Here is a 25,491-nt window from a genome sequence, read left to right as displayed (position 1 = left end):
GTTGCTTCGTTCGACTTGCATGTGTTAAGCACGCCGCCAGCGTTCATCCTGAGCCAGGATCAAACTCTCATGTTAGACGCATAGTTCCATCGAAGATGGGACTGTGCTAGTAGCAAGCTTGCTTGCTACATTTAAGTTTAATTCCGAATCAGTATAAAACTGACTTGTTTACTAATAAAGGTTTCGTTTCATTAAGAAACTTAAATGAATTTCAAGGATACATGTTTAAGTCACAATTTTCACGAAGTGAAAGTTGTGTAAGTAACAAGCTTGCTTGTTACCAAAAAACTTGTATTAATTCAAGGTTTGTTTCACTGTTCAGTTATCAATCTTCTCTTTGTTGTTGCTCTCAGCAGCAACTCGTTTATATTATCACGATGCTGTGTTTTTGTCAACAACTTTTTTGATTTATTTTTTAAATCATTTATTTAGAAAACTCAGTGTTTTCTAAGTGTGCCGCTCTCAGCGGAACGAATAGTATAATAGCAAAGGATTTCACTAAAGTCAACACGTTTTTACAAAAAAATTATTGTCTTTATTTTCCGATAATTCTAGCAATTAAGTTGTTCTCATAGACGAAATACAATAGCTGGTCTTTTTCGGCGTTTTCTATTACAAAATGCCCTACTGCAGATGCTGGGAAACAGCTTGCAATATACATCAACAACCATATTGCTAACATTCCCTCAATCAATCCCGCTATCACTCCAAGAAGACGATTTACATCCCTTATTCCTGGAACTAAACCTATCCCCTTTATGATCTTGTCTATTATAAATATCACAAGTATGCCTATTAGTACTGCTATTATTGTGGCTATACCATTTATAGCAGCATCTGTAAGTTCTTCGGCTATGAACCTGATTGTAGCGTCTATTGAGCTTTGGACACTTTCTGTTATTTCTTCTTTTATTGAGGATGGGACCATTGACATGACCGCATCTTCGCCTGTTCCCACTTCCTGCTCTTCCGAGGCCGTATATCGCTCTGTAAGATGAGTTACAATACCTTCCTGGATAGTATACGGTACCTGTGTAGATGTAGATATATAATTATCAATAAAATTGCTGCCGTAGTTAACAAAGCATATTAAGAACACCCATGCTATGATTCCAAATACGATTCTCAGCATGCCTCTTCTTGCTCCACGTATAATGCAGAACAAAAGTATTAAAGCTGTGATAATTAATAAATAGTTAATTTCCATTTAGATTCCTACTTGATATATATTTCTTCTGTCTTACTATCTTCTATTAAATAGTATCTCTTAGATGTAGTTCCAGGAATTACTCCATAGATTTTATCATCAAATGTATAATTGAACTTTTTAAAGCCCTGTAGGTTATATATACTTACTTCGTTTTCATTACTGATATAGATTTCATTATTATCTAAAATAGTAATGTTGTCGTAGCTACTTTCTATTTCTTTTGAAATTAGTCTAAAACCGTATAAATTATATACGTTCAACTCGTTTACAATTTCACCATTGTCTGTTGCTGTTTCGCATATATATCCAAAATGACTATCATTATAGAATATACTTTTCATCTGCTCACCAACTGTAATTTCTTTTGCCACAGTTGCACGAAGATTATTGTTGAAAATAATAATCTTTGAATCACTAAAGGCAATAGCCTTATCATTTTTCATATATTCTACTTTTGGAATTAATGCACCTATGTAATTGTAAGATGCAACGATATTGTCCTCTTCTTCCTTACCAGCACTGGTAAAATCATAGAACACTAACTCTGTATCTAATTCACCGTTATTCACATTTATTATAGATAATAAAAGCCTAGTGGCATCAGATGAAAGGGCCATAGATACAGGATAGCCTCTGTTCTCAGGATGGATTTCACCTGATACAAGAACGGAACCATCCCTATCATACATTTGTATATAACTGGTTGTTCCCTCTTGAAGTAATATTGCTACTGTGCCTTTATCTGCCACTCTTGCCTCTATAACAGGCGTGGTTGTCGAAATAGTATTGATATATCCTTTTGAGGAGAATACATCCACTTCTGTTCCTTTTTTATCGTATACAACTATATAATCCCCACAGAAATCAATATTGGGATTTGTCATATCATATGTGTAATTCCAGATTAGAGTGCCGTCAAATGTTGTATAGAATATTCCATCAGCGCTATATTTAATTAGATTATTATTAAAGCTACAATAATTACTCTCGCTAGAGTCCTGTCGTTCCCATGTCTTTTCTACTTCATAATCATCATATGTAGTGATTATTCGTATAACAAATATGGATATAACAATAAATAGAAGTAATAAAATAATATAAAAATAGCGCTTCTTAGGTGGCTTATAGTCGTCATCTACTCGTCTTGCCACTACAGGCTCTTTTTCATCTTTTTCTTCTTCATTGTTTTTTTCTGGTAACTTTATAATCTTAAATTCTTCCATATTTCTCGCTTCTTACTATTTTTTAAAAAGAAAAGGGCTGTATTAACAGCCCAATTTTCTTTAATAAACAAATATTGCTATCTGATATGGCGCCATCGAAAATCCTATTGAGTACTCTCTGCCATCACATTCCTCATGAATTGGTGTGCAAGTCTCAGGAATTATTCCGCCTTCGCCTCCAAATTCCTTGTTTTCACTATCAAGCAATAACCTAAATCGTTTGTTTTCTGGAACACCTACTCGATAATCGTCGTATTTCATAGGAGTCATATTTATTACAAACAATAGATTATTTTTTCCATTCTTTGCCTTGCGAACAAAGCTAAAGATACTGCGGTAGCTATCGTTGGCATTTATCCATTCAAAGCCAGCCCATGAAACATCCTGTTCATACATTGCCGGATACTGTCTGTATATATGTAACAACTCTTTGAACATACGGGCCACATGTCGATGATTTGGATTGTCTAATACATACCAATCAAGCTCTCTAGCTTCGCTCCACTCAGTTCCCTGAGCGAATTCTTGACCCATGAATAACAGCTTTTTGCCAGGATGGCCCATCATAAAGGCATATCCCGCCATCAGATTTTTATATTTATCAACCTCTAATCCAGGCATCTTTGCAAGCATAGAGCCCTTCAAATGAACTACCTCGTCATGACTAAGCACAAGAATATATCTCTCGGCATCATTGTAGCTCATGGCAAATGTCATTTTATTGTGGTTGTCTTTTCTGAAATAAGGATCAAGCTTCATATAGTCGATAAAGTCATGCATCCATCCCATATTCCATTTATAGGAGAAATTTAATCCTCCATTTTCAACATCCCCTGTAATCTTTGGCCAAGCTGTAGATTCTTCAGCAATCATAACAGCACCAGGGTTTCGACCCCTTATTAAGGTGTTGATATGCTTAAAGAACTCGATTGCTTCAAGATTTTCATTGCCGCCATGCTCGTTTGGAATCCACTGGCCTGGCTTCTTGCCATAGTCTAGATAAAGCATTGATGCTACAGCATCTACTCTAAGTCCATCGATATGATAATGCTCAACCCACTGTAAAGCACTACCAATCAGAAAGTTTTTAACCTCAGGTTTGCCATAATTGAAAATTTTGGTACCCCAGTCTGGATGTTCACCCTTTTTAGGGTCTGGATATTCATATAATGGTCTGCCATCGAAGTCAGCAAGACCATGTGCGTCTTTTGGAAAATGAGCTGGAACCCAGTCCAAAATTACACCTATTCCGTTTTTGTGCAAATAATTGATGAGATACATGAAATCATCAGGTGTACCATAACGTGATGTAGGTGCATAGTAGCCTGTTACCTGATATCCCCATGAACCATCAAATGGATATTCCGCAATACCCATTAACTCAACATGGGTGTATCCCATGTCGAGAACATATTCTGTAAGACTATGAGCAAATTCTTTATAGCTATAGAAGCCATCGTTTTCTGGCCTTGGATGACGTTTCCATGAACCTGGGTGAACCTCATAAATTGCAAGCGGCTGCTCCCAGAAATTCTTTGCTGCCTTGCGCTGCTTCATCCAAGCGTTATCTGTCCATTTGAACTTTGTATTGTCATAGATTCTGGATGCTGTGCCAGGACGTACTTCAGCGTATGTAGCGTATGGATCCGCTTTGTAAAGCTTTGTTCCATCCTCTGTATAAATAAGATATTTATACAGCTGCCCTTCCTTTACATTTGGAATAAATGTCTCGAATATTCCATGGCTTTCTGGCTCAACTCGCTGCATAAAATTGCGAGTTTCATCCCAATCGTTAAACTCTCCTATAACTGCTACTCTACTGGCGTGTGGTGCCCACACATCAAAGTAGTATCCAGACTCTTTGCCTTGCTTCCCCCTGTGTGCTCCGAGCTTTTTGTAAATGTCATAATGTGTGCCTTGCCCGAATAAATAGGCATCCAAATCTGTAAAATTGCTCATAAACTATCCCCTTTTATTAATTATTTATTTGTCGAAATCCTTCTCTTTTAAGATGATATTGCCATTCTTATCGTATTTAGGCTTATTAAAAAATCCACCCTTTGTAGACTTTTCAATGGCATCATCCATAATCTCTGCTACCTCCTTAATAGTAGTAACATGATCATAGCGACCGATAAGATTGATTCTATTATAAAGTGCAAGAATTCCCATATCATCTATAGTGCATTCTGCTTCGAGAGCATATGTCTTTGCAAATGATACCAATTCATCTATTGAGAATACCGGAATAACAATCTTTTCTGTAAATCTCTTGGCAAATGAACTGTCTTTGATAAGGGCTTTATCAATACCCTTTTTACTATCTTCAATAATGATGATTGTTCCTGATGTATCGTTTTGCATAAGAAGAGACAATGTAACCGCTGTCTCCTTTGAAATGCCACCAGCTGATTCGATGATTAAGCAACCACCCTGAATCTTGCTGTAAAGCTTTTGAATATCCTTCTCGTTAAGCTTTTCTCCGGAAATCTTTCCAATTCCACCCTTTGGATATCCAGTCTTCTTTTGTAAAACCTTAATGATGCTAGTTGCCATCTGTGTTTTACCTGAGCCAGGCTCACCAACAATGACAATACTTCCACCATTTGCGTTAGGCTTATCAAGGTATGATGCTGCTCCCTCGATTACGCGAGTAATATTGGCCTTCATACCATTTATTGGGAGGAAGTATGAGAAGATATCAAGATCTTCATCATCAACCTTAATAGTGGACTGCTGCTTTGACTCCATTACTGGAGGATTTACTGGTGCAACCGGAATTTCATTTTCCTGAATCTGTACCTTTTCGATTTGTACTGGTTCTGGCTGAATAAGTTCTGGCTGGATTACCTCAGGCTGAATCTGATTAACCTCCTCGAACTGTGGCTCAGCAACAGCTGGCTCTTGCTCCTCAGCAAATAAATCTTCTGGAAGAATAATAGGAGGTAATTCAATGTCATCAATATTGATACTTGGTTCTTCTACCGATTCTTCTATTGACTCTTCTATTGGTTCCTCTTCTGATTCTTCTACTACTTCTTCAATTGGAGCCTCTACCTGCTCCGCCTGTTCAGGCTCTTCTACAGGCTCCTGGATAAATTCATCGCAAAGCCCCTCTATTATTTCTGCAACGGGCTCCATATCTGGCATTACTATAGCTGGTTCCTCTGCGAACTTTACTACAGGCTCTTCCTCGTAAGTCTCTACTGGAACTGGAATTTGTGTATCCACTCCACTAAGTCTATCTATTTCTTTTTGTAAAAGGCTATTTACATCAGCAATCATCTGGGATGCTTCTTTGAAATCCACGTCTTCTGTCTCCTCAGTGTCATTTTCATTTAGCGTTGGAGGCTGCCAACTTGGTGTTGCCTCCTTTAACTCCCCTGCTGCATGCATAATAGCACTTGGTACTGCAGCAGCTGCTCCTGCAAGTGCCGCTTCCTCAGCGGATACAACCGGTATATCAATCATGCCTGTTTGTAATCCATCTGTAGAAAGCATTGGGATGGTAAATCCCGCGTGTGTCTCTGTATATTCTGGCTGCTGATTATGCTCAGTGTCGTCAGGAACAGATTCCTCTTCTTCCAGCTGAACCTCTTTTACTTCTGTAGGCTCTGCGGCGCCTAGGTATTCTTCCTTGAGAAGCTCCTGCGAAGACATACCAGCATCGAGCTTTGACATAACTCCTTCTAATCGGTTCAAGACGTTGTTTGCCTCGCGAAGGGCTTTCGCTCTAGCGCTTTCAAGCTCCTTGCTCTTGGCATCCTCCATGGCCGCCTCTGCTGCACGCTTTGTCTTTTCCCACTCAGCAAGAACATCCTCGATGGTCATCTGTCCTTCGATTTGCTCTTCAGTTTGAGTGCTTTCATCAGCAAGCTTAAGGCTCATTTGGCCATCAAAGCCTTCTTCCAAGTACTGCTGGAATGTGTCGTTTATTGAGAAGTCCTCTGGCTCCTCTACAACTTCTTCATCTGCCACCTGAAGATAAGGTATTTCTTCAACGAGATTCTTGATGGCACCGATGTTTTCTGAAACCTCACCAGCATCGGTTGCTTTCATGATTTCGTCTATATTCTTTTTGATTTCTGCCTGAAGGTTGATTGTGTCGAAACGCTCTGGCCCTTCTGGAAGCTGAATGTTTTTAATATTTGGAACAATACTGCTTGAATCAGCAACTATCTGTGGAGTAATCTCTGTGATGCCGTCTTTCTTCTGCTGCAAGCTACGATATTTATCCTCTTGGGACTTATCAAGTGGCTGATAAAGCATTTTTAATTCCAATGCTCTTTCAACTACTGGACCATCACCAAACCAAAGAATGATTTCATCGCAAAGTGCTATACATTTATCACCCTGATTTGTCTTGTGATAAAGATAAGCAAGCTCATAAGCCCACTCCTCTATAAAATCATTTTCCTTGAGCTGCTCAAGAATCTTGATAAGAGTGGCATTGTCTGCGCCCTTTGCAACATTAATATTGTATTTGAGGATATATTTAAGACTATCGTGTGGAGCTATCTGCACAAATTCGTTGTAGTATTCCTGAGCTACATCTATCTCTTTGAGCTTCAGTGATATCATGCAAAGCTTGTACAGAATCATCCTTCCGATAGGAGAACGCTCATGTGCAACTAATAATAAATCCCTTGCTTCTTCGATTCTACCAGCCGCTTCATAGGATTCACTTCCCGCAATCAAATCATTGATATTGTGAACCTTTCTCCAGTTGATAGTATCTGCAACGGACATTGCATCTGTAAATTTGTTTTTTTCGATGAGATTTTTCATCTCTTCAATTCGAGTACGATATTCCATTTTTTCCACAGAATTATTCTCCAAATTACATACTTATAGTTATTAAAATATTATCATAGCTTGTCATTAAAATCAAAAAACCAGGACTAAAAATCCTGGTTTTTCAAAATTCATTATTTCTTTTTATTTTTCCCAAAAATAGGAGATTTCTTCTCTTCTTTAGCCTCTTTTTCAGCATGCTGTAGAAGAATATTTTTTTCTAAATCGATATATTCCATCTTTTCGTATTCGATTGTTTGCTCCGGCAGATTCCTTCTTTTTACTAGGTAATTTGCTACTCGTCCAATTATGTAGTAAATAATTGCCACAATTGGTACAGCTACAATCATTCCTCCAAATCCAAAGAAGCCTGCGCCTACAACTACAGCAAATACTACCCAGAATGAAGATATACCTGTTGAATCACCAAGAATCTTTGGTCCAATAAGGTTTCCATCAACCTGCTGCAAAATCAAGATAAAGATGAGGAAATAAATTCCCTTCATAGGCTCTGTAAGGAAGATGATGATGACTGTAGGAACAGCACCGATGTATGGACCAAAAACTGGAACAATATTTGTAACACCAACAATAACTGATACTAATACCGGATATGGCATCTTCATAATTAAGCATGCTATATAACAAATCACGCCAATGATTATAGAATCAATTATTTTTCCGATGATAAATCCGTAGAAGATATCTGCTGATTTACGTGTTATTTCAAGGGTGATATTTGCATATTTAGGAGACATCAATCCGCATATAAGCTTTTTGGCCTGCGCTTTGAATGTTTCCTTTGAAAGCAATACATACACTGAAACAAACATTCCAATGATTATGTTTACTATAAACTTTCCAACTGTCAGTACACTGCTTGTTATAAGAGACATCATATCTGTCTCATCATAATCAATGTACTGATCTACAAAAGACAAACCCTGGTTTACCAAATCGCCAATATTGTTATCCTTGGCTTTCATAAGGGCTTCTTCGTACTGGCCTTTTGTAATTACATTGCACCAGTCCAAAACACCTGCTATCTGCTCTTCAATATGCTTTGCAAGATAGATGATTGTGCTAATTAGGTTTGGCACTATGGCGTTTATAATAAAGATTACTACTCCAGCCAATACTACTAAAGAGAGTATTGATGACAAAGTTCTATTCGCTTTCCTTGCCCCCAGCTCTGTTTTACAAAACCTATTGAACAACCTGCTAAAGCGCTTTTCGAAGAACCCCATTATAGGATTCATCAAAAAGGCCATTATAAAACCAATCAGAATCGGCTGAATGACTGTATTTACATGATTAATAGCTGCAGATACGCTACGGCTATTTCTCAGTAAAAAGTAAAAGATTATTACAATAAAAGCTGCAATAACATAGCTAAATAGTCTTTTTCTGAGAGCCTTTTGTTCAATTTTTGCCTCTTCGTCTGTCATAAATACCCTCCCTAAGAGCTTGCTCTTACTGTCTATTGTAATTAATCAAGCATCCTTTAAGAATAATTTCTCTTTCGTCGTCTGTAAGTTCTCCAAGAGTAAGATCAAATTCTTTTAATCCTTCCTCTTTTACAACATACGCCTTAATTGTTTCAGCTTTGTTAACAACTGCCTCTTTAATTCCTGGAATAAAGAGATAATCTAAATTCTTAAATGGCAACTGGCCTTCCTTGATAACGAATGGAAGCATTCCCCAGTTGATAAGGTTTGAACGGTAGCGCTTTGTTGCATACTCATTTGCAATATTTGCCCAGCCGCCAAGAACCTTCTGACAAGATGCTGCCTGCTCTCTTGCAGAACCATCACCTGGTTTAACAGCGAAAATTGTGCTACCTACTCCAAAGTTGCTATGATTTACATCTGGATATGTCTCTTTAACTTTATGTACGATTTGTTTTAACTCTGGTACAGCTTCACCTGCACACTCTCCAGCTTCAAGAGCCTTCTGAGCTTTTTGGATATTTTTAGCTCTTCCTACGTATTCTGGGTCCTTTCTAGAGAGAGTAAATTCTGCCAATCCAAGAGGATTAGAGCGGTAAGAAGATGTCTCTCCTGATGGAATTAATTCATCTGTAGTAGTAACTGGGTCATGAATCTCAGATACAACCTGTAAGAATAAATTCTCTGGTAATGGACTCATCTTTGGCCAATCCTTGATGTTTGGACCAAAGTGAATTTCTGTATCTGGCTCTGCTACGCCCTTTGAATCGAATACGCGGTTTGCATAAATTCTGCCATCGAAATGATATTTTGGCTTTGTAAAGTCTACGTCAATATCTGTTGCTGCTGTAAGATATCCCTTATTTGCTGCTGTTGCGGCAATTGAACGAGCATCCATAAGAGCAACTGATGCAATTTGACCATTCTGAAGCTTTGATCCCTCACGGTTAGGGAAGTTTCTTGTAGAATGACGAATTGAAAAGCCATTGTTAGATGGTGTATCTCCAGCGCCAAAGCATGGTCCGCAGAATGCAGTCTTAACGATAGCACCTGTGCTCATAAGATCTGCTACTGCACCATTCTTAACAAGCTCCATGTATATAGGTGTAGATGCTGGGTAAACTGAAAGAGTAAACTCGTCTGGTCCGATGCTTGTACCGCGAAGAATATCTGCTGCATCGCAAATATTTTCAAATCCGCCACCAGCGCATCCTGCAATGATACCCTGATCTACGTATAATTTTCCGTTTCTAACTTTATCTTTAAGAGAGAACTCTACCTGGCCATCAAGAGATACCTTCGCACGCTTCTCGCAATCATCAAGGATATCCATAAGGTTTGCATTGAGCTCTTCAATTGTGTATGTGTTGCTTGGGTGGAATGGCATAGCAATCATAGGCTTGATTTCATCAAGATTGATTTCAATCATTCCATCGTAATATGCTACCTGGCCTGGATTAAGCTCTTTGAACTCTTCCTTACGACCATGGATTTCATAGAACTCCTCCGTAGCTTTATCTGTTGTCCAGATTGAGCTGAGGCAAGTTGTCTCTGTAGTCATAACGTCTACGCCAATTCTGAAGTCCATAGAAAGATTTGCAACACCTGGGCCAACAAACTCCATAACTTTATTCTTAACGTAGCCTTTATCGAACACTTCACCAATGATAGCAAGCGCAACGTCCTGTGGACCTACGCCCTTTCGTGGTGTTCCTGTCATATATACGCCAATAACGCCTGGCATAGCTATATCATATGTCTGATTAAGAAGCTGTTTTACAAGCTCTGGGCCACCTTCGCCCATTGCCATTGTTCCAAGAGCTCCATATCTTGTGTGGGAATCTGAACCAAGAAGCATCTTTCCGCCTCCTGCCATCATCTCACGAGCGAACTGGTGAATAACAGCCTGATGTGGTGGAACGTAAATTCCGCCGTATTTCTTAGCACATGTGAGACCAAACATGTGGTCATCTTCGTTGATAGTACCGCCTACAGCACAAAGTGAATTGTGGCAGTTTGTAAGGCAGTATGGGATTGGGAATTTTTCAAGGCCTGAAGCCCTTGCAGTCTGAATAATACCTACATATGTGATGTCGTGACTGATTAACTTATCAAACTTAATCTGTAGGTGCTGCATGTTTCCAGAAGTGTTATGGCTGGACAAAATTCCATATGCCATTGTTTCCTGGTGTGCCTGGTCTTTAGTTACATCCTTACCTGTTGCGGCTTTGATTGCGCTGAGAGCCTCTGGGCTATCCTCTACAATTTGGTTGCCGTTTACAAGGTAAACTCCATTGTTGTAAAGCTTCATCCTTTATTCTCCTTCTAGTGCTTTAATCCAAAAAGGCCTCCAAGACCTTTCTTACCAGGTTTCTTCTCTCCTTCGGACTCTTCTTCCTGCCACTTGAAGTACTCTGCATCTAAGTCCTCTGAGGAGATTCCATTTTCCTCTGCATCTGCTGGTGCATCTAAATCGTCATCGATTTCAAGACCTGCCTTTGCGAAGTATTCTTTATCTATTCTAATTTCAGGAGCTGCATATTTAGGAGCGCTATCATACTCCTCATCAGTTCCTTCCTCTTTTTCACGGCGAATTCGCATATTTTCTTCATCAATAAGACGAAGGTATTTTTGTGTATCAATTAAATCATTGAGGTGGCTCTTAAGCTCTAACTGATTAGATTTAACAAGTCTTGTTTCCTCTTTGATTTTTTTATTTGCTTCTTCATATATCTTTGCAATAGATTCTTGGGATTCTTTGATAATTGACTGGATAGAATCCATAGCATTATCTGTATACATAAGAGATGCGGCATAGATATCTTCTGCTTTGCGAGTTGCTTCGAAGACAATATCGTCCCCTTGCTTTTGCATCTCACGATTTGCCTTGTCACGGCTCTTAACAGTAAGCTCGTGCTCTTCCATCATATCGTACATGCACTCGTTAAGCTCCTTAAGAAGATCCATCATTGCATTTTTATCTACAATGACGTTTCTCGCGCTGCCTTCGTAAGGCTGAGCCTTTGAAAACAATACATGCATATCTCTAAGTACTTTTTCTGTTCTATCCTGTGCACCCATAATTAATCCACCTTGATATAAAAATACCGAGTTAACTACATCGGTATCATTTGGTAGCCGCCCTGGGAAAACTCCCTCCAGGTGACCCCTCGTCAGATGAACGGTCCTACTTAGTGCTGCTGCATTCCTGCCCTGACACGATTCGCAGGTGTCCATTACGAGGGACCCAAAGATCAACATCCTCTCAGGACGACCGCCAAATGATACCTTATGTCATTACTCGGAGACCTTATTGTATGAAAAAAGGCCCTATTTGTCAATAAAACAACCTGTTACATTAACTGATTTTTCTGTTCTCTTAACTCTTCGAAAAACTTTGTCATCATTTCTGTGCATCTTTCACCTAAAACTCCTGTCTCAAGCTCACACTGATGATTGAATTTATCAATCTGCAAAATGTTTATTACTGAGCCTGCACAGCCTGCTTTAGGATTCATCGCTCCAACTACAACCTTTGGAATACGAGCCTGAACTATTGCTCCTGCGCACATCTGACATGGCTCCAACGTAACATATAATGTGCAATCCTCTAATCTCCAGTCACCTGTTTTTCTACAGGCTTCCTGAATGGCTGCTATTTCCGCATGAGCCAGCACGCTCTTATCTGTATTTCTGCGATTGTACCCTCTGGCAATGATTTTGTCATCCTGAACAATAACGCATCCAATAGGAACCTCATTGATGTCATATGCCTTCTTTGCTTCTTTGATGGCTTGTTCCATATATTTTTCATATACTTTGAGAGTCTTTTTCTCCTCTTTTTCTGCCTGTTTTGCGATGCGCTTCTCTTGGCGCTCTTCTTTCGACATCATGGATTTTCCCCTCCTAGTTTGCTATACTTTTTATAATATCTACAGAATAAATTTTAACAGAAAAGCCTTGGCAAGCAATCATTTTCTTGAGAAATATTGCCTGTTTTAGCTTTTAAATAGGAATTATTACTATGCTTATATTAGGAATGCAAAAAACTACATTGTTGGACTATCCTGGCAAAGTGGCTACTACCCTTTTCACTGGTGGTTGTAACTTTAGATGTCCATACTGTCACAACAGGGATTTAGTTATGCCTCCTGCAGATGTTTTTGCATATTCTATGGATGAAATATTCGAACATCTTAATAAGAAAAAGAAGATTTTAGACGGAGTATGCATCACTGGTGGCGAACCCACTTTACATAAGGATTTACCTGATTTTATTAAGCAGATTAAGGATTTGGGTTTATTGGTAAAGCTTGATTCCAACGGAACAAATCCTTCGATGCTTAAGTCTCTAATTGATAATAACCTTATCGATTATGTGGCTATGGATATTAAACATTCAAAGGATAAATACAACACTATTGCATGCATGAAGACCTTTGATATCGGACCTATTCAAGAATCGATTGATATTTTGATGGAAGGGATGATAGACTACGAATTCCGAACAACTATTATGAAAGAATGTCATGAAAGCGAGGATATGGAATCCATCGGCAGGTGGCTAAATGGCGCAAAAGCCTATTATTTACAAAGCTATAAGGAGTCTGAGCAGGTTATCAATCCTATCTTTTCACCTCATTCACTGGAGACTTTAGAATCATTTGTTGATATTTTGAAGCCTTATATTCCTAACACTAGTTTAAGAGGAATTGATTAATCTATTATTCAGGGGAGGATTATATGCAATTCGAAATTAACACTGAACGTCTAACATTAAAGGTTTTAGGGAAAGAATCGGCACATCTTGTACTGGATTTTTATTCTAGAAACAGAGATATTTTTGAGAAATATGAGCCTATTATCGGAGATGATTTCTACACTCTCAATCATCAAAAGAAAATTTTGGAATTTGAGCACAACAATATTCTTAAGTTGATTATGGTCCGTTACTGGATTTTTGAGAAAGATAATCCTAACAAAATCATTGGAACAGTAAGCTATAGAAATATAGTTAGACCTATTTACCAAAGCTGTACCATTGGCTATAAAATGGATAGAGATTACATGAATAGAGGTTATTGCAGCGAAGCTATCGCATATACCATTCCTATTATTGCACGTGACCTTGGTATTCATCGCTTTGAAGCCTTAATCTTGCCTGATAACGACCCATCTATACACATGATTAAAAAGTTGGGCTTCCAATTTGAAGGCGTCCTCCGCGATAAAATCATTATCAAAGGACAACGCCTTGACCACTGTCTGTATGCATATCTTGCAAACAACTAACTATTTTAAAATCTTGCTACCATGAGGCTCCAGCACAAAGTCATAGTGCTGACCTCGATAGTCAAAGACCATTTGCTTTTCTTCGGCTGTGTTATTTAAAGCCACTATCACGTACTCATCATTCCAGACTCTTGCAAATACTAAAGTTTCATTCTTAACCTGCACTTCCTCGTATACCCCTTGTTTCAGAGGATTTGAGCTTTTTCTGATGTCTGCTAAAGTCTTTATGTGCTCAATCAAATCTGGATTGCTCATTTTGCTCGGATCTATCTCAGGACGAAGAGCATAATCTCCATCTCCTGATTTTTTATCCCCTTCAATTGCCCACTCACTACCGTAATAGATAGATGGTATTCCCGGCATAGTGAATAATAGAGTGTAAACAGGATAGATATTGGCCTTGTCTGTCAGCAGATTATATATTCTATTTACATCGTGATTATCCACAAAGTTGTATAGGTACTTACCTACATAGAGTCCACCTTGGCCCCACTGGCGCTTCATAGCATAGTTTATCTCGAAATAGTTATGGTCATTGTGGCTTGAGTATATTCCCTTCCAGCATTCATAATTTGTAACTGCATCCAGCATGTTTTCGTTTACATAAATATTGTAATCTCCATGGATTATCTCGCCCATTAGCCAGAAATTCGATGCCTTCTCTTCAGTGAAGTTCTTTAACCTATTAAAAAAGCCTCTCTCTATACAGTCTGCTGCATCTAGACGTAAGCCATCTATCTTAAAATCATCTATCCACATTCCTACAGCATTTAAAATGTGGTTATCCACATCATTGCACCAATGATTCAACTTTACCAACTCTTCTGCACCGGACCAACATTCATATGACAAACCGTCTCCATGCCAGTTATTTCCCGACAGATTTAATCCTGAAATCCATTCTTTGTAGGTAGAGTTTTCCCGCTTTTCTAATACATCCTTGAATGCAATGTGGCCCCTACCCACATGATTGAAGACGCCATCCAGGACAACCTTTATATCATTGTCATGACAACCTTTTACGACCTTTTTAAAATCATCATTTGTACCTAGTCTACTATCGATTTTATAGTAATCCCAGGTATCATACCCGTGGGTACCTGATTCCATAATAGGCCCTAGATACAAGGCATTAACACCGATTTCTTTTAGATGAGGTATCCAGTCAATTAGCTGCAATATACGATGGCCTGCGGTTTCTTCGCCTTTATTCTCTCTAGGGCAGCCAAATGCTCCCAGTGGATAAATATGATAAAAAACCGAATCCTTAACCCAACTAATATCTCTCATACAAACCTCCTATATGATGCAAAAAAGGGCAGGATTATCCTGCCCTCATCTTAGATCAATATACCTGATTTTTCTTTACTGGTCTCAATTTTTTCATTTAATATTTTAAATGGATGATAAAGTGTAACGCCTATAAATACCGCAATAACACCATAGATGATAAGTATTAACATGCAATTTCTATATGTATTTTCATAGAATCCTGCGATGCACTCTCTAAGTGCATTCATTGAATAGTTAAATGGCATAAACTTGTAGAGCACCTGGAATACCTTTGGAAGTACTTCGATTGGGAATGTACCACCTGCACCTGCAACCTGTATAACCATTAATACTACTGATAACGCTTCACCTACATTTCCAAATGAATATGTAAATGAATATAACAACAATGAATAAATCAATGATGTCCATGCACAAGCCAACCAAAAGTAGAATGGATGCTCACATTGAATTCCTACAAACAGGAATGCTCCCAGCACAGTGATGATTGTCTGTATCTGGCCTATCACAAAGGTGGTGAAATATCTTCCTAAGAAGCACTGCCAGTTCTTTAGGATGTCCATACCTGTTGTGTCCTTAACAGTTGTCTTTAGAATGGTGGACATGATAAGCGCACCAACCCAAATAGAAAGAACAATGTAAAATGGTGCTGTCATTGAACCATTATTTTCCACTGGATAAATATACTCATCAGAAATATCTACCGGACTGCTAATAAAATCAGACAGCAAATCTGGGTCTGACTGAAGCAATTCCATTATCTTTTGATATGCTTCGTTTTGACCAATGGCTTTTATCTCAGCTATCAATGCCGCTAATTGGCTTTCCATTTCCACAGCTTCATCTCTTGATTTTACAAGAGAATCCTTAGACTGCTCCATAATTACAGCGTAATTATCTAAGTTGTCAGCTACCAAATCGATGCTTGTTGCATTGTAATTGATAAGCTTTTCTACTTCTTCAACTGCCTTTGATCCTGCATCGATTGCTTCCTGTCCCACTAAAGAAATTGCACCATAGTAATCACGAATGTTTTTTGTACATGCAAGGACTGCTGCCACATTATTTACTAATGTGTCTTTAGCTGCATTGAAATCCTCTTCGCCTTGTGTAGCTGATGTTTGTATATTTGCCACATCTTCATCTAATCCTGCAATCAAACCGTCTAATACATTGGCATACTCTGTGATCGCTTCTTTTGCTTTTGCTCCCTCTTCTGTATTAGGAGCATTTACATTTAATAATAACTGGTATAAACCTTGTTGATCGGTTCCCCACATTTCCTGGATTGTGCTAACACTTGATTGTAGCTGTGTATAGTCAATATCAACGTCTAGGCTCAACCCCGCCACTTTTTCATTTAATGTATTTGCATCTGAATCTACAGCGCTTAATTTTTCATTCAGGTTTTCTATTTTTCGATCAGCATTTTTCTTACTTTGCTCAACATCATCTTTTACACCAGCTGCCTTGTTTTGTGAGTCCTCAGCCATTGAGCCTGCCAGCTCTGTAATGCTATTTGCGCTGTCTGTGATTGCTTCTCCAGCCTCTGATATGCTTTCTGTTGAATCCATAAGTGCAATATATGAATCCAAAATGGTAATCATTCCATTTAAGTCTGAATCAAGCTGTTCTAGCTTATTGATACCTGCGCCAGTGATATTGCCTTCTTCATCCAATGTTGCGAAATATTCACCGCCCTTAAGAAGAGATTCTGCCACAGTACTTACAAAAGCATGATCAACCTCTCGCTCAATAGTAGTCTTTACTTTTGCGGTAATCTTTGGTGCAATGGCATTTTTCTTTTCATTTTCGTAGTAAGTAATTACCGGATTTTCAATATCTCCACTTAGGAAGCTTATCATGTTGGAACTGAACTCTTCGTCAATGACAAGTGCGGCATAGTAATCACCTGAATAGACACCATTTATAGCATCCTGAGCGGTGTCTGTGAACACCCAACCAATAGTGGTATTTTCTTTTAAATTGCTAATGATAATGTCCCCGACATTTAATTCCACACTACCAATCATGATGCCTTCATCTGAAGATGCAACCGCAACTTGCAGATTTGTAGTGGCGCTTTCCCCGTAAGGATCCCAGTTGGACAATATATTAAACCAAGCATAAAGGCATGGTATTACTGTAAGTCCTATGATAACAACCATAGCGACTACATTTGTGGATAATCTTTTTATATCTGAAACGATAATCTTAATAACGTTTTTCATCTTTTCAGCTTGTCTCCCATTGACTGAATATCAGTTTTAATCTCTTTTCTTAAGTCCTTAATATCCTTGACCATCTCATTCTTAGCATTATTTATTTCATCAATGCTCTGGATGACCTCTTCACCGATAAGAGCTTGTGCCTCTGCCTCTTTTTCCATAATTCCTAGCTCTTTCAACTGTTCCTGAAGTTCGAAATCCATATATTCCACATAAAGCAGATAGAAAGCTATTCCAAATAATGAAACAATCCAAAGCACTAAGAATACAAGCTTTGATCTATCTGAAATAAAGCTTATTACTAGGAAAACAAGCGGTAATAAAATATTTACTTTTAATCCGACTTTTATCTTTTTCTGATTCTTTTGATGAACCTGCTGCTGCAGCTCCATGAACTTTTCATAAACGATTTCTTTTTCTTTACCCAAAGCTGCCTCCTACATCATTTCGGTATCTTCCATTCGCTCTTCCATATAATGGTTAAGCTTTTCAAATGGAATTCGTACCAAAAGACCAATTACAAGTGATACACCTATAAAGATAAACAATGTGCCTAAATATTTAAGGTAATCCAACTCGTATGTACCACATAAGCATTCTCTAATAGAGTTGATTGCGTATGGGAATGGGAAGAATATGTATACCTTTCTAAAGAACTCCGGCAAGAGCTCAATAGGATATGTTCCTGAACTACCTGCAATCTGGATAACTACAAGTACTACTGCAAGTGCCTTACCCGCATCCCCCCATGTAGTTACAAGGGAATAGATTAGGATAGTAAAAGTGGTGGCAATTATCGACCCTGCTAATAAGAATAGCCATGGATGTAAGCACTGCACATGCAACAGGAATATGTCTCCCAACACAATAATCACCGCCTGTATTTGTCCTAATGCCCAATATAAGACATATCTACCAAAATATAACTGTCTTTCAGACGCATCTGGGTATTTGTTTTTATCAGGCTTAATCTTGATTATCGCTGTTAATATCAATGCTCCAACCCAGAATGCCAATGTTGAATAGAATGGAGCTACTGCCGAACCATAATTCTCAATTGGATATACTGCTTCAGTTTTCATCTCTACTGGTGTTGAGAAGAACTTTCCGTATACTTCTGGGTCACCAGATAATGCATTTATCAAAACCTGAATCTTATCTGCCGATCCAGCTTCTTCAATCTCAGCTATTGCATCGATTAGTCTTCCGTTTACATAAACAATAGCTTCACTTGTTTTTTGTAAGCTTGTATCTGCGCAATCTACTGTGTTTCCAATTGCATCAAACATTACAACTAAGTTTCCAAATGTTTCACCAACAGTATTAAGTATTGCACTTGAATTTGTTAGCATTCCTTCAAGTGAAGCTAGGCCTGCATCTACCTTTTCTCTAAGTGGTCCAGAAATTGTTTTGTTTAATTCTTCGCCTTTTGTTCTGGCATTGCTGGCTGCTGACTTTAAGTTTTCTGTACCAACTGATACCAATTCTTCTTCATTTACATTATTTAGCGCATCTGTTGCTTCTTTGATAGCTTTGTCTGCCGCTGTCACCTGGTTTTGATATTCCGTTGAAGATGGATCAATTGAATTTATTGCAGTCTGGGCTGACTGTATTTTTGCTACCATGTTTTTCAAATTCGCTGGTATCATCTCCTCAGGAATACCATTTGTTAATTCGTTATAAGAGGCTAGTATTCCATTAACAACATTATTGAATTCTTCTTTTGCTGTTTTTAACTCTGTCTCGTTCAGTTTACTTGGAAGATATATAGCTACGTCAGCCATCTCTAAAGTGTCAAGCATAGCCCCTTTAAGGCTTCTTGCAACTTCTGTGGCATCAGCACTAATCTTGGCTGTATCAAGGTTCTGATTCATAGAAGCTGCTTTTACTTCTATAAGAGTCATGGCCCTTTCTACTGTTTGGGAGTAAGAATTAATAGTTGTATCACTTTTATCTGTAATATTACCTGCTGTCTCAAGAGACTTAGCGCTCTGCTCTGCCTGATTCTTGACGTTTGTCGCATCCTGTTCTGCAGCCTCTAAAGAAGCCTTCAGCTGTGCATCATTTTCTATGATTGTTGTCATAGCATTTTGATATGTGGTTAAATCTGCGCTAAGGCTTTCAAGCTTGTTTACGATTTCATCTACTCCGCCTTCTTCCTGCAAATCTTCTGACACATCTGAGGCACTAGAAAATACCTTGCTAACAACAACTTCTGTGAATGCCACATTAATGTTGTTCTGCAAGGACTGTGCTACTGTATCTGAAATTTTAGTCGCTACGGGATTCTTCTTTTGATTCTCATAGAAATGTAGAACCGGTCTTTTGACGTCGTCTGTAAGAACGTTGTACATGTTGTATGTGAAATCTTCATCTACAACAATTGCTGCATAATACTCCCCGCTATAAACTCCATTTACAGCATCCTCCTCTGAATCGACAAACTGCCAATCCACAGAGGTATTTTCATGAAGGTTTTCAATTATGGTATCACCTTGATTGTGATACTCCCCTTCTTCATCTGTGTATCCTTTGTCCAAAGATATAGCTGCGAACTTTAGCGCTCCTGTGTTGCCATATGGGTCCCAGTTAGAATAGATATTGAACCATGCGTACAGCGCTGGCAGGAAACAAATTCCTACCACAATAACAAGAGCGAAAAAATTCTTCACTAGACTGATAACATCATCAAAAAAAATCTTTTTAATGGTTTTCATTTTTATTCATCCTTTAGTTCTACTAAGTCTGTCGCATCGCAGATTTTAATTGCATTTCTGCTTTGCTGCTTAACCTCGTATAACATTTTATCTGCGCCCTGAAGATAACCAAACATGCTTGCATCTCTTTCTGGTATTCCATAACAGATACCTTGAGAAATGGTAACAATGTTGTCTGTAAGAGAAAATTTATGCTCCCACTTTTGCTGGTATATTCGATCTCTTAATTCATTTGCTTTGGCCTCCACCATTTCTTTGGTAAGACCTTCATAGATAACTACAAACTCATCTCCACCATATCTTGCTGTGAAAATGCCATCCTCTTTTGACATGTCTATTAAAGTGCTGGCAATGAACTTGATACAATTATCACCTTCCTGGTGACCATAGTTATCGTTGTACTGCTTAAAGAAATCTATATCAAGGATTTCAACTGCTATACTAGATCTATTAATAAGGGCCTTTTCAAAGGCTTCCTCACTATACTCATTAAGCTTCAGTCTATTATACATTCCAGTTAATGGGTCTGTCTCTGAACGTTTCTGTAAGAATGTATTCTTCTCTTCGACTTTTTTATTGATTTGTGTAAGCTCCATATACGAATTACGCATAACGATCATATTGCTGACCATTAAGCGATTTTCTCGTTCCATGAATTCCGATAACTCGAAATATAAAACTGAAGCGATTTTATATTCTTCGATTTGTCCTACTCTTCTGTAGTAACGAATCTTAAGGGTAAGAAGCTTTCTTTCTAAGTTTTTGATAGATGTGTGCTTTGTTAAATCATCAAGAACTGTGTAAGCTTTAAAGAAATCATCGTATTTTTCAATTTTAAGAAGCATGTGAAGATAATCATAGAAATCATCAAACACATCCAAAATAGGCATGCTTGTGCTGGCATGCTTATTAACCATTTCAATCCAATAGTCTCTTGCTTCATCCTCGCCTATTGCCTGATGAACTCGTGCAAAATAGCAATAGATGACTATTCTGTCCATCTCCATCAAATATGGAAGACAATCTGTTCTAAGCTTCTTCTCGATTTCAAGACATCTGTCCTCTCTATCAAGATTCAAATAAGCTCGGCCCATGCCAAGTAGGATGGCTGTATAACTTTCAGTAAAACCATCCAAGCTCTTGTGATCTAGAAGATATCTATATGCAATTTCAGTGTGAGAAATGGATTTCTGATATTCTTCGATATTTAAATACAGAGAACCAAGATTCATGTGAATCATCCACTCAATATCTGGAAGTGAATAATCCTCACAAATACTGATTGCTTTAATGAAATAATCCAGGGCAAATGGAGCATTACCGCGATTTAGAGAAACAATGCCTAGCATATTGTTTGCCATGGCAACGTATCCCCATTCCTTTACGTGCTCCATAGGTCCCATGCAAGAAAGCATCTGAGAATAGAAGTTAGATGCGTCATTTAGAAGATAGTAGGTTTCGCCCTTTGAAAAATAAGCATAACCAATAAGGGCATCGTCTTTCATGCCTTTACCATAAGCTAAAAGCTTATCACAAGCTGATAAAACTGTCCCTGAGTCCTTGCCTCTATTTTTTTGAATTTCACCTATGAGAAGTTGAACTTCTCTGCTGTAGCTACGGACATCCATTAATTAAGCTCTCCCTACTAGTCGTTAATCTCCTAAGCCTGCTTTAATACATTTGTTAATTTGGCAAAATCTTCAAGCGATAGCGCCTCTCCTCGTACAGTTGGTACAAAACCACACTGTTCTATAGCATCAGCAATTTGCTCCTTCGAAAAATGAAGCCCATTGCTAAGACCGTTCAATAAAGTTTTTCTGCGCTGATTAAATGAAGCTCTAATAATCTGGAATAAAAGCTTCTCGTCACAATCAACTGGCGGATTGTTGTGACATCTAAGAGATATTACTGTGCTTGATACCTTTGGCTGGGGCATAAAGCAACTTGGCGGAACCTCACATATTATTTCTGGGTTTGAATAGTACTGAACCGCTAAAGACAAGGCTCCGTATTCTTTGGAACCAGGTCCTGTTTTCATTCTGTCGGCCACCTCTTTTTGAATCATGATTGTAATTGACTCAAGTGGTACATGACTTTCAAATAACCCCATGATAATTGGAGTTGTAATATAGTATGGCAAATTAGCCACTACTTTTATCGGCTTCCCACCGTTTTTTTCAAGAGCTAATTTGTTAATATCAACCTTTAAAATATCCTGATTGATAACTGTCCAATTCTTGTATGTAGATAGTGTATCATCCAAAATTGGGATAAGTGTTTTATCGATTTCCACTGCCACAACTTCCCTTGCTTCCTCGCAAAGACGCTGTGTCATTGTTCCTATACCAGGGCCGATTTCTAGAACAAAATCGTCCTTTGTAATGCCTGCTGCATCAATGATATTATCAAGGACATTGCCATCAATAAGAAAGTTCTGTCCATATTTCTTTTGAAATGAGAATCCATGAGCTTCCAAAACAGCTCGCGTATATGTTGGATTACTTAAATATGCCATGTTTATTTCCTTTTGCTTTTAGTATACACCCTAAGGGCGTTTTCATAGGTAATATCTTCTACTTCTTTTACAGTAAGTCCCTTCAATTCGGCTATCTTTTCAGCCACATGACTTAGATAGATTGAGCTATTGCGCTCGCCTCTATGTGGGACAGGCGCCATATATGGACAATCTGTCTCAAGAACTATGTTTTCGATTGGAATAGCCTCCACTGTCTCTACAAGCTTTCTTCCGTTTTTGAAAGTGACTACTCCTCCAACACCAATATACCATCCCATTTTCACATATTCCATGGCTATTTCCTTGGAATATGAATAACAATGAACAATACCTTTTAGTCCTTGTGTATTATACCTAATAATTGTGTTTAAAGTGTCTTCTGCCGCATCTCTAGAGTGAATAATAACAGGTAAATTTAACTCTAAAGCCAAATCCATTTGTCTATCGAACCAAAGACGCTGTTTTGCTCTTTGCTCTGTCTCCTTCACCCAGTAATAATCAAGGCCGATTTCACCTATTGCAACAACCTTTGGATTTGATGAATTTTCCCTTAGCCAATTGATGACATCTTCGTTTATTTCATCTATTTCCTCTGGATGTATTCCTATGGCTGCGTATACATTATCGTACTCCTCAGCTAGTTTTATACTGTCCTTACAACCTCTAAAGGTTGCACCTACATTTACAATATTACCGATATTGTTTTCTCTCAATAAATGAGAAAGAAGTTCGACTCTATCCTCGTCGAACTTCTCATCATCATAATGAGCATGTGTCTCAAAAATCATATTAACAAATCTCCGCGCCTGATGGCATTGACTTCTCTGGTGTCATAAGTGAAAGGTTGCCTTCAGCATCCTCTGCGCAAAGTAACATTCCTTCTGAAAGAACACCTGCAAGCTTTGCTGGCTTAAGGTTTACAAGAACCATAACCTTCTTTCCAACCATCTCCTCTGGAGAGTAGTGCTTGCTGATACCAGAAACAATCTGCTTTGTCTGTGAACCAATCTTTACCTGTGAGCAAAGGAGCTTCTTTGAACCCTTAACTGCTTCACAAGAAACAATCTTACCAACCTGGAACTGAAGCTTCATGAAATCGTCAAATGTGATTTCAGGCTTTGCTTCGATATCGATTCCTTCCTCATCATCAGCATCTGCTTCCTCTGGCTGTGCTGGATGAAGCTCTGCAACCTTTGCCATAACCTCATCAAGGTCAAGACGAGCAAAGAGAATCTCTGGAGCATCTGTAACCTTGTCACCGTTTACATAGTGACCGAAAGTAGAAAGCTCATCGTAAGGGATTTCCTTTGCACCAAGCTGAGCTAATACCTTTTCTGATGTCTCAGGCATGAAAGCCTTGAGAAGTGTAGCACCAATTGAGATGCCCTCAACCAAGTTGTAGAGAACAGTAGCAAGTCTATCCTGCTTTGTCTCGTCCTTTGCAAGTGCCCAAGGCATTGTCTCGTCGATATATTTGTTACATCTCTTGAAGAGATTGAATACTTCTGTAATAGCATCTGCAACACGAAGTTCAGCCATCTTTGACTCAACTGCTGCAACTGTACCTGTAACTACAGCTTTAAGATCTGCATCAACTTCCTCTGTAACACCCTTATCCTCAACAACGCCACCGAAGTACTTGTTGCTCATTGAGATTGTACGGTTTACAAGGTTTCCAAGTGTGTTTGCAAGGTCTGAGTTAACACGCTCAACCATAAGTGGCCATGAAATAGCACCATCATTCTCGAATGGCATTTCGTGAAGAACAAAATATCTAACTGCATCTACACCGAAGAAATCAACTAATTCATCTGCATAGATAACATTTCCCTTTGACTTAGACATCTTGTCGTCACCACCATCAGCTGACTTTGTAAGAAGCCATGGATGTCCAAATACCTGCTTTGGAAGTGGAAGATCAAGTGCCATAAGGAAAATAGGCCAATAAATTGTATGGAAACGGATAATATCCTTTCCGATAAGGTGAAGGTCAGCTGGCCATAAAGCCTTGAACTGATCAGATGATTCACCATCACAATCATAACCAATACCTGTGATATAGTTTGTAAGAGCATCAAGCCATACATAAACAACGTGCTTTGGATCAAAATCTACTGGGATACCCCATGTAAATGATGTACGGCTAACACAAAGATCCTGTAATCCTGGAAGAAGGAAGTTATTCATCATCTCGTTCTTACGAGAAACTGGCTGAATAAACTCAGGATGTGTATTGATATAATCAATAAGCCTGTCAGCGTATTTGCTCATCTTGAAGAAGTAAGCCTCTTCCTTTGCTGGCTGAACCTCACGACCGCAGTCAGGGCACTTGCCATCAACAAGCTGTGACTCTGTCCAGAAAGACTCACATGGTGTACAGTAAAGTCCTTCGTATGAGCTCTTGTAAATATCGCCCTTATCGTAGAGCTTCTTGAAAATCTTCTTAACCTGCTTCTCATGATCCTCATCTGTTGTACGGATGAACTTGTCATAAGATGTGTTCATTAAATCCCAGATATTTCTAACCTGACCTGAAACATTATCAACAAACTCCTTTGGAGTGATGCCTGCTTCAGCGGCCTTTAACTCGATTTTCTGACCGTGCTCATCTGTTCCTGTCTGGAAGAAAACATTGTATCCTTCCTGGCGACGGAAACGAGCGATTGAATCTGCAAGCACGATTTCGTATGTGTTTCCAATATGTGGCTTACCTGATGTGTAAGCAATTGCTGTGGTGATGTAATAATTGCCTTTGTTACCCATTCTTAACT

The 25,491-nt window shown here is 38.6% G+C and carries 18 protein-coding genes, 1 rRNA gene and 1 other RNA gene; 2 read left to right on the top strand and 18 right to left on the bottom strand.

Going from position 1 to position 25,491, the window contains the following annotated elements; all coding sequences use genetic code 11:
* The 10 genes from E7274_RS10310 to tadA form a co-directional block, all read right to left on the bottom strand.
* A 16S ribosomal RNA gene (locus tag E7274_RS10310) occupies window positions 1-75 on the bottom strand; the annotation flags it as partial.
* A 460-nt stretch (window positions 76-535) separates the two neighbouring features.
* Window positions 536-1,207, bottom strand: coding sequence for a CvpA family protein (locus E7274_RS10305; protein WP_081822060.1), 672 nt, complete (start codon window positions 1,205-1,207; stop codon window positions 536-538).
* 8 nt (window positions 1,208-1,215) lie between these two features.
* Complete coding sequence (locus E7274_RS10300; RefSeq protein WP_304175742.1) at window positions 1,216-2,433, bottom strand: DUF5711 family protein; 1,218 nt, start codon at window positions 2,431-2,433, stop codon at window positions 1,216-1,218.
* Window positions 2,434-2,493: 60 nt separating this feature from the next.
* The gene (glgB, locus tag E7274_RS10295; protein WP_304175741.1) at window positions 2,494-4,392 is read right to left on the bottom strand and encodes a 1,4-alpha-glucan branching protein GlgB; all 1,899 of its coding nucleotides are present in this window, start codon (window positions 4,390-4,392) and stop codon (window positions 2,494-2,496) included.
* Window positions 4,393-4,416: 24 nt separating this feature from the next.
* Window positions 4,417-7,257, bottom strand: a complete 2,841-nt coding sequence (locus tag E7274_RS10290) for a tetratricopeptide repeat protein (RefSeq protein WP_304175739.1) — start codon at window positions 7,255-7,257, stop codon at window positions 4,417-4,419.
* Between the two features lie 104 nt (window positions 7,258-7,361).
* Window positions 7,362-8,675, bottom strand: a complete 1,314-nt coding sequence (locus E7274_RS10285) for an AI-2E family transporter (protein WP_304175738.1) — start codon at window positions 8,673-8,675, stop codon at window positions 7,362-7,364.
* Window positions 8,676-8,700: 25 nt separating this feature from the next.
* On the bottom strand, window positions 8,701-10,986 hold the full coding sequence (locus tag E7274_RS10280; protein WP_097076849.1) for a hydratase: 2,286 nt from the start codon (window positions 10,984-10,986) through the stop codon (window positions 8,701-8,703).
* A 14-nt stretch (window positions 10,987-11,000) separates the two neighbouring features.
* Complete coding sequence (locus E7274_RS10275; protein WP_033152577.1) at window positions 11,001-11,756, bottom strand: hypothetical protein; 756 nt, start codon at window positions 11,754-11,756, stop codon at window positions 11,001-11,003.
* Window positions 11,757-11,782: 26 nt separating this feature from the next.
* Window positions 11,783-11,980: signal recognition particle sRNA large type (gene ffs, locus E7274_RS10270), an RNA gene on the bottom strand.
* Window positions 11,981-12,028: 48 nt separating this feature from the next.
* Window positions 12,029-12,478, bottom strand: coding sequence for a tRNA adenosine(34) deaminase TadA (gene tadA / locus E7274_RS10265; protein WP_334298920.1), 450 nt, complete (start codon window positions 12,476-12,478; stop codon window positions 12,029-12,031).
* Window positions 12,479-12,699: 221 nt separating this feature from the next.
* Here tadA and E7274_RS10260 point away from each other — a divergent pair, with 221 nt between their 5' ends.
* Both E7274_RS10260 and E7274_RS10255 read left to right on the top strand, forming a co-directional pair.
* Window positions 12,700-13,395, top strand: a complete 696-nt coding sequence (locus E7274_RS10260; RefSeq protein WP_304175734.1) for an anaerobic ribonucleoside-triphosphate reductase activating protein — start codon at window positions 12,700-12,702, stop codon at window positions 13,393-13,395.
* Window positions 13,396-13,418: 23 nt separating this feature from the next.
* Entirely contained in the window at window positions 13,419-13,967 is a 549-nt protein-coding gene (locus E7274_RS10255) for a GNAT family N-acetyltransferase (RefSeq protein WP_304175732.1), read from the top strand.
* Here E7274_RS10255 and E7274_RS10250 read toward each other — a convergent pair whose 3' ends face one another.
* The 8 genes from E7274_RS10250 to metG are packed head-to-tail and all read right to left on the bottom strand — an operon-like array spanning window position 13,968 to window position 25,483.
* Window positions 13,968-15,257 (bottom strand): alpha-amylase family glycosyl hydrolase, encoded by a 1,290-nt coding sequence (locus tag E7274_RS10250; RefSeq protein ID WP_304175730.1) that lies wholly within the window; start codon window positions 15,255-15,257, stop codon window positions 13,968-13,970. It lies immediately after the preceding gene.
* A 50-nt stretch (window positions 15,258-15,307) separates the two neighbouring features.
* Window positions 15,308-17,491 carry a YhgE/Pip domain-containing protein gene (locus E7274_RS10245; protein ID WP_304175728.1) on the bottom strand — a complete coding sequence of 728 codons (2,184 nt, stop codon included), beginning with the start codon at window positions 17,489-17,491 and terminating at the stop codon, window positions 15,308-15,310.
* Window positions 17,488-17,916, bottom strand: coding sequence for a hypothetical protein (locus E7274_RS10240; RefSeq protein WP_304175726.1), 429 nt, complete (start codon window positions 17,914-17,916; stop codon window positions 17,488-17,490). The genes E7274_RS10245 and E7274_RS10240 overlap by 4 nt, the downstream gene beginning before the upstream one ends.
* 9 nt (window positions 17,917-17,925) lie before the next feature.
* Complete coding sequence (locus E7274_RS10235) at window positions 17,926-20,205, bottom strand: YhgE/Pip domain-containing protein (protein WP_304175725.1); 2,280 nt, start codon at window positions 20,203-20,205, stop codon at window positions 17,926-17,928.
* A gap of 2 nt (window positions 20,206-20,207) precedes the next feature.
* Complete coding sequence (locus E7274_RS10230) at window positions 20,208-21,833, bottom strand: tetratricopeptide repeat-containing diguanylate cyclase (protein ID WP_304175723.1); 1,626 nt, start codon at window positions 21,831-21,833, stop codon at window positions 20,208-20,210.
* A 32-nt stretch (window positions 21,834-21,865) separates the two neighbouring features.
* Window positions 21,866-22,720 carry a 16S rRNA (adenine(1518)-N(6)/adenine(1519)-N(6))-dimethyltransferase RsmA gene (rsmA, locus tag E7274_RS10225; protein WP_033152566.1) on the bottom strand — a complete coding sequence of 285 codons (855 nt, stop codon included), beginning with the start codon at window positions 22,718-22,720 and terminating at the stop codon, window positions 21,866-21,868.
* A 2-nt stretch (window positions 22,721-22,722) separates the two neighbouring features.
* Window positions 22,723-23,508 (bottom strand): TatD family hydrolase, encoded by a 786-nt coding sequence (locus E7274_RS10220; RefSeq protein WP_304175722.1) that lies wholly within the window; start codon window positions 23,506-23,508, stop codon window positions 22,723-22,725.
* A gap of 1 nt (window position 23,509) precedes the next feature.
* On the bottom strand, window positions 23,510-25,483 hold the full coding sequence (gene metG, locus E7274_RS10215) for a methionine--tRNA ligase (RefSeq protein ID WP_304175720.1): 1,974 nt from the start codon (window positions 25,481-25,483) through the stop codon (window positions 23,510-23,512).
* Window positions 25,484-25,491: the final 8 nt, after the last annotated feature.

The sequence above is a fragment of the Pseudobutyrivibrio ruminis genome (assembly GCF_015057245.1).
GTDB lineage: Bacteria > Bacillota > Clostridia > Lachnospirales > Lachnospiraceae > Pseudobutyrivibrio > Pseudobutyrivibrio ruminis_E.
Note: the sequence above shows the minus strand (reverse complement) of the source record. Positions and strands in the feature narration are given on the sequence as shown.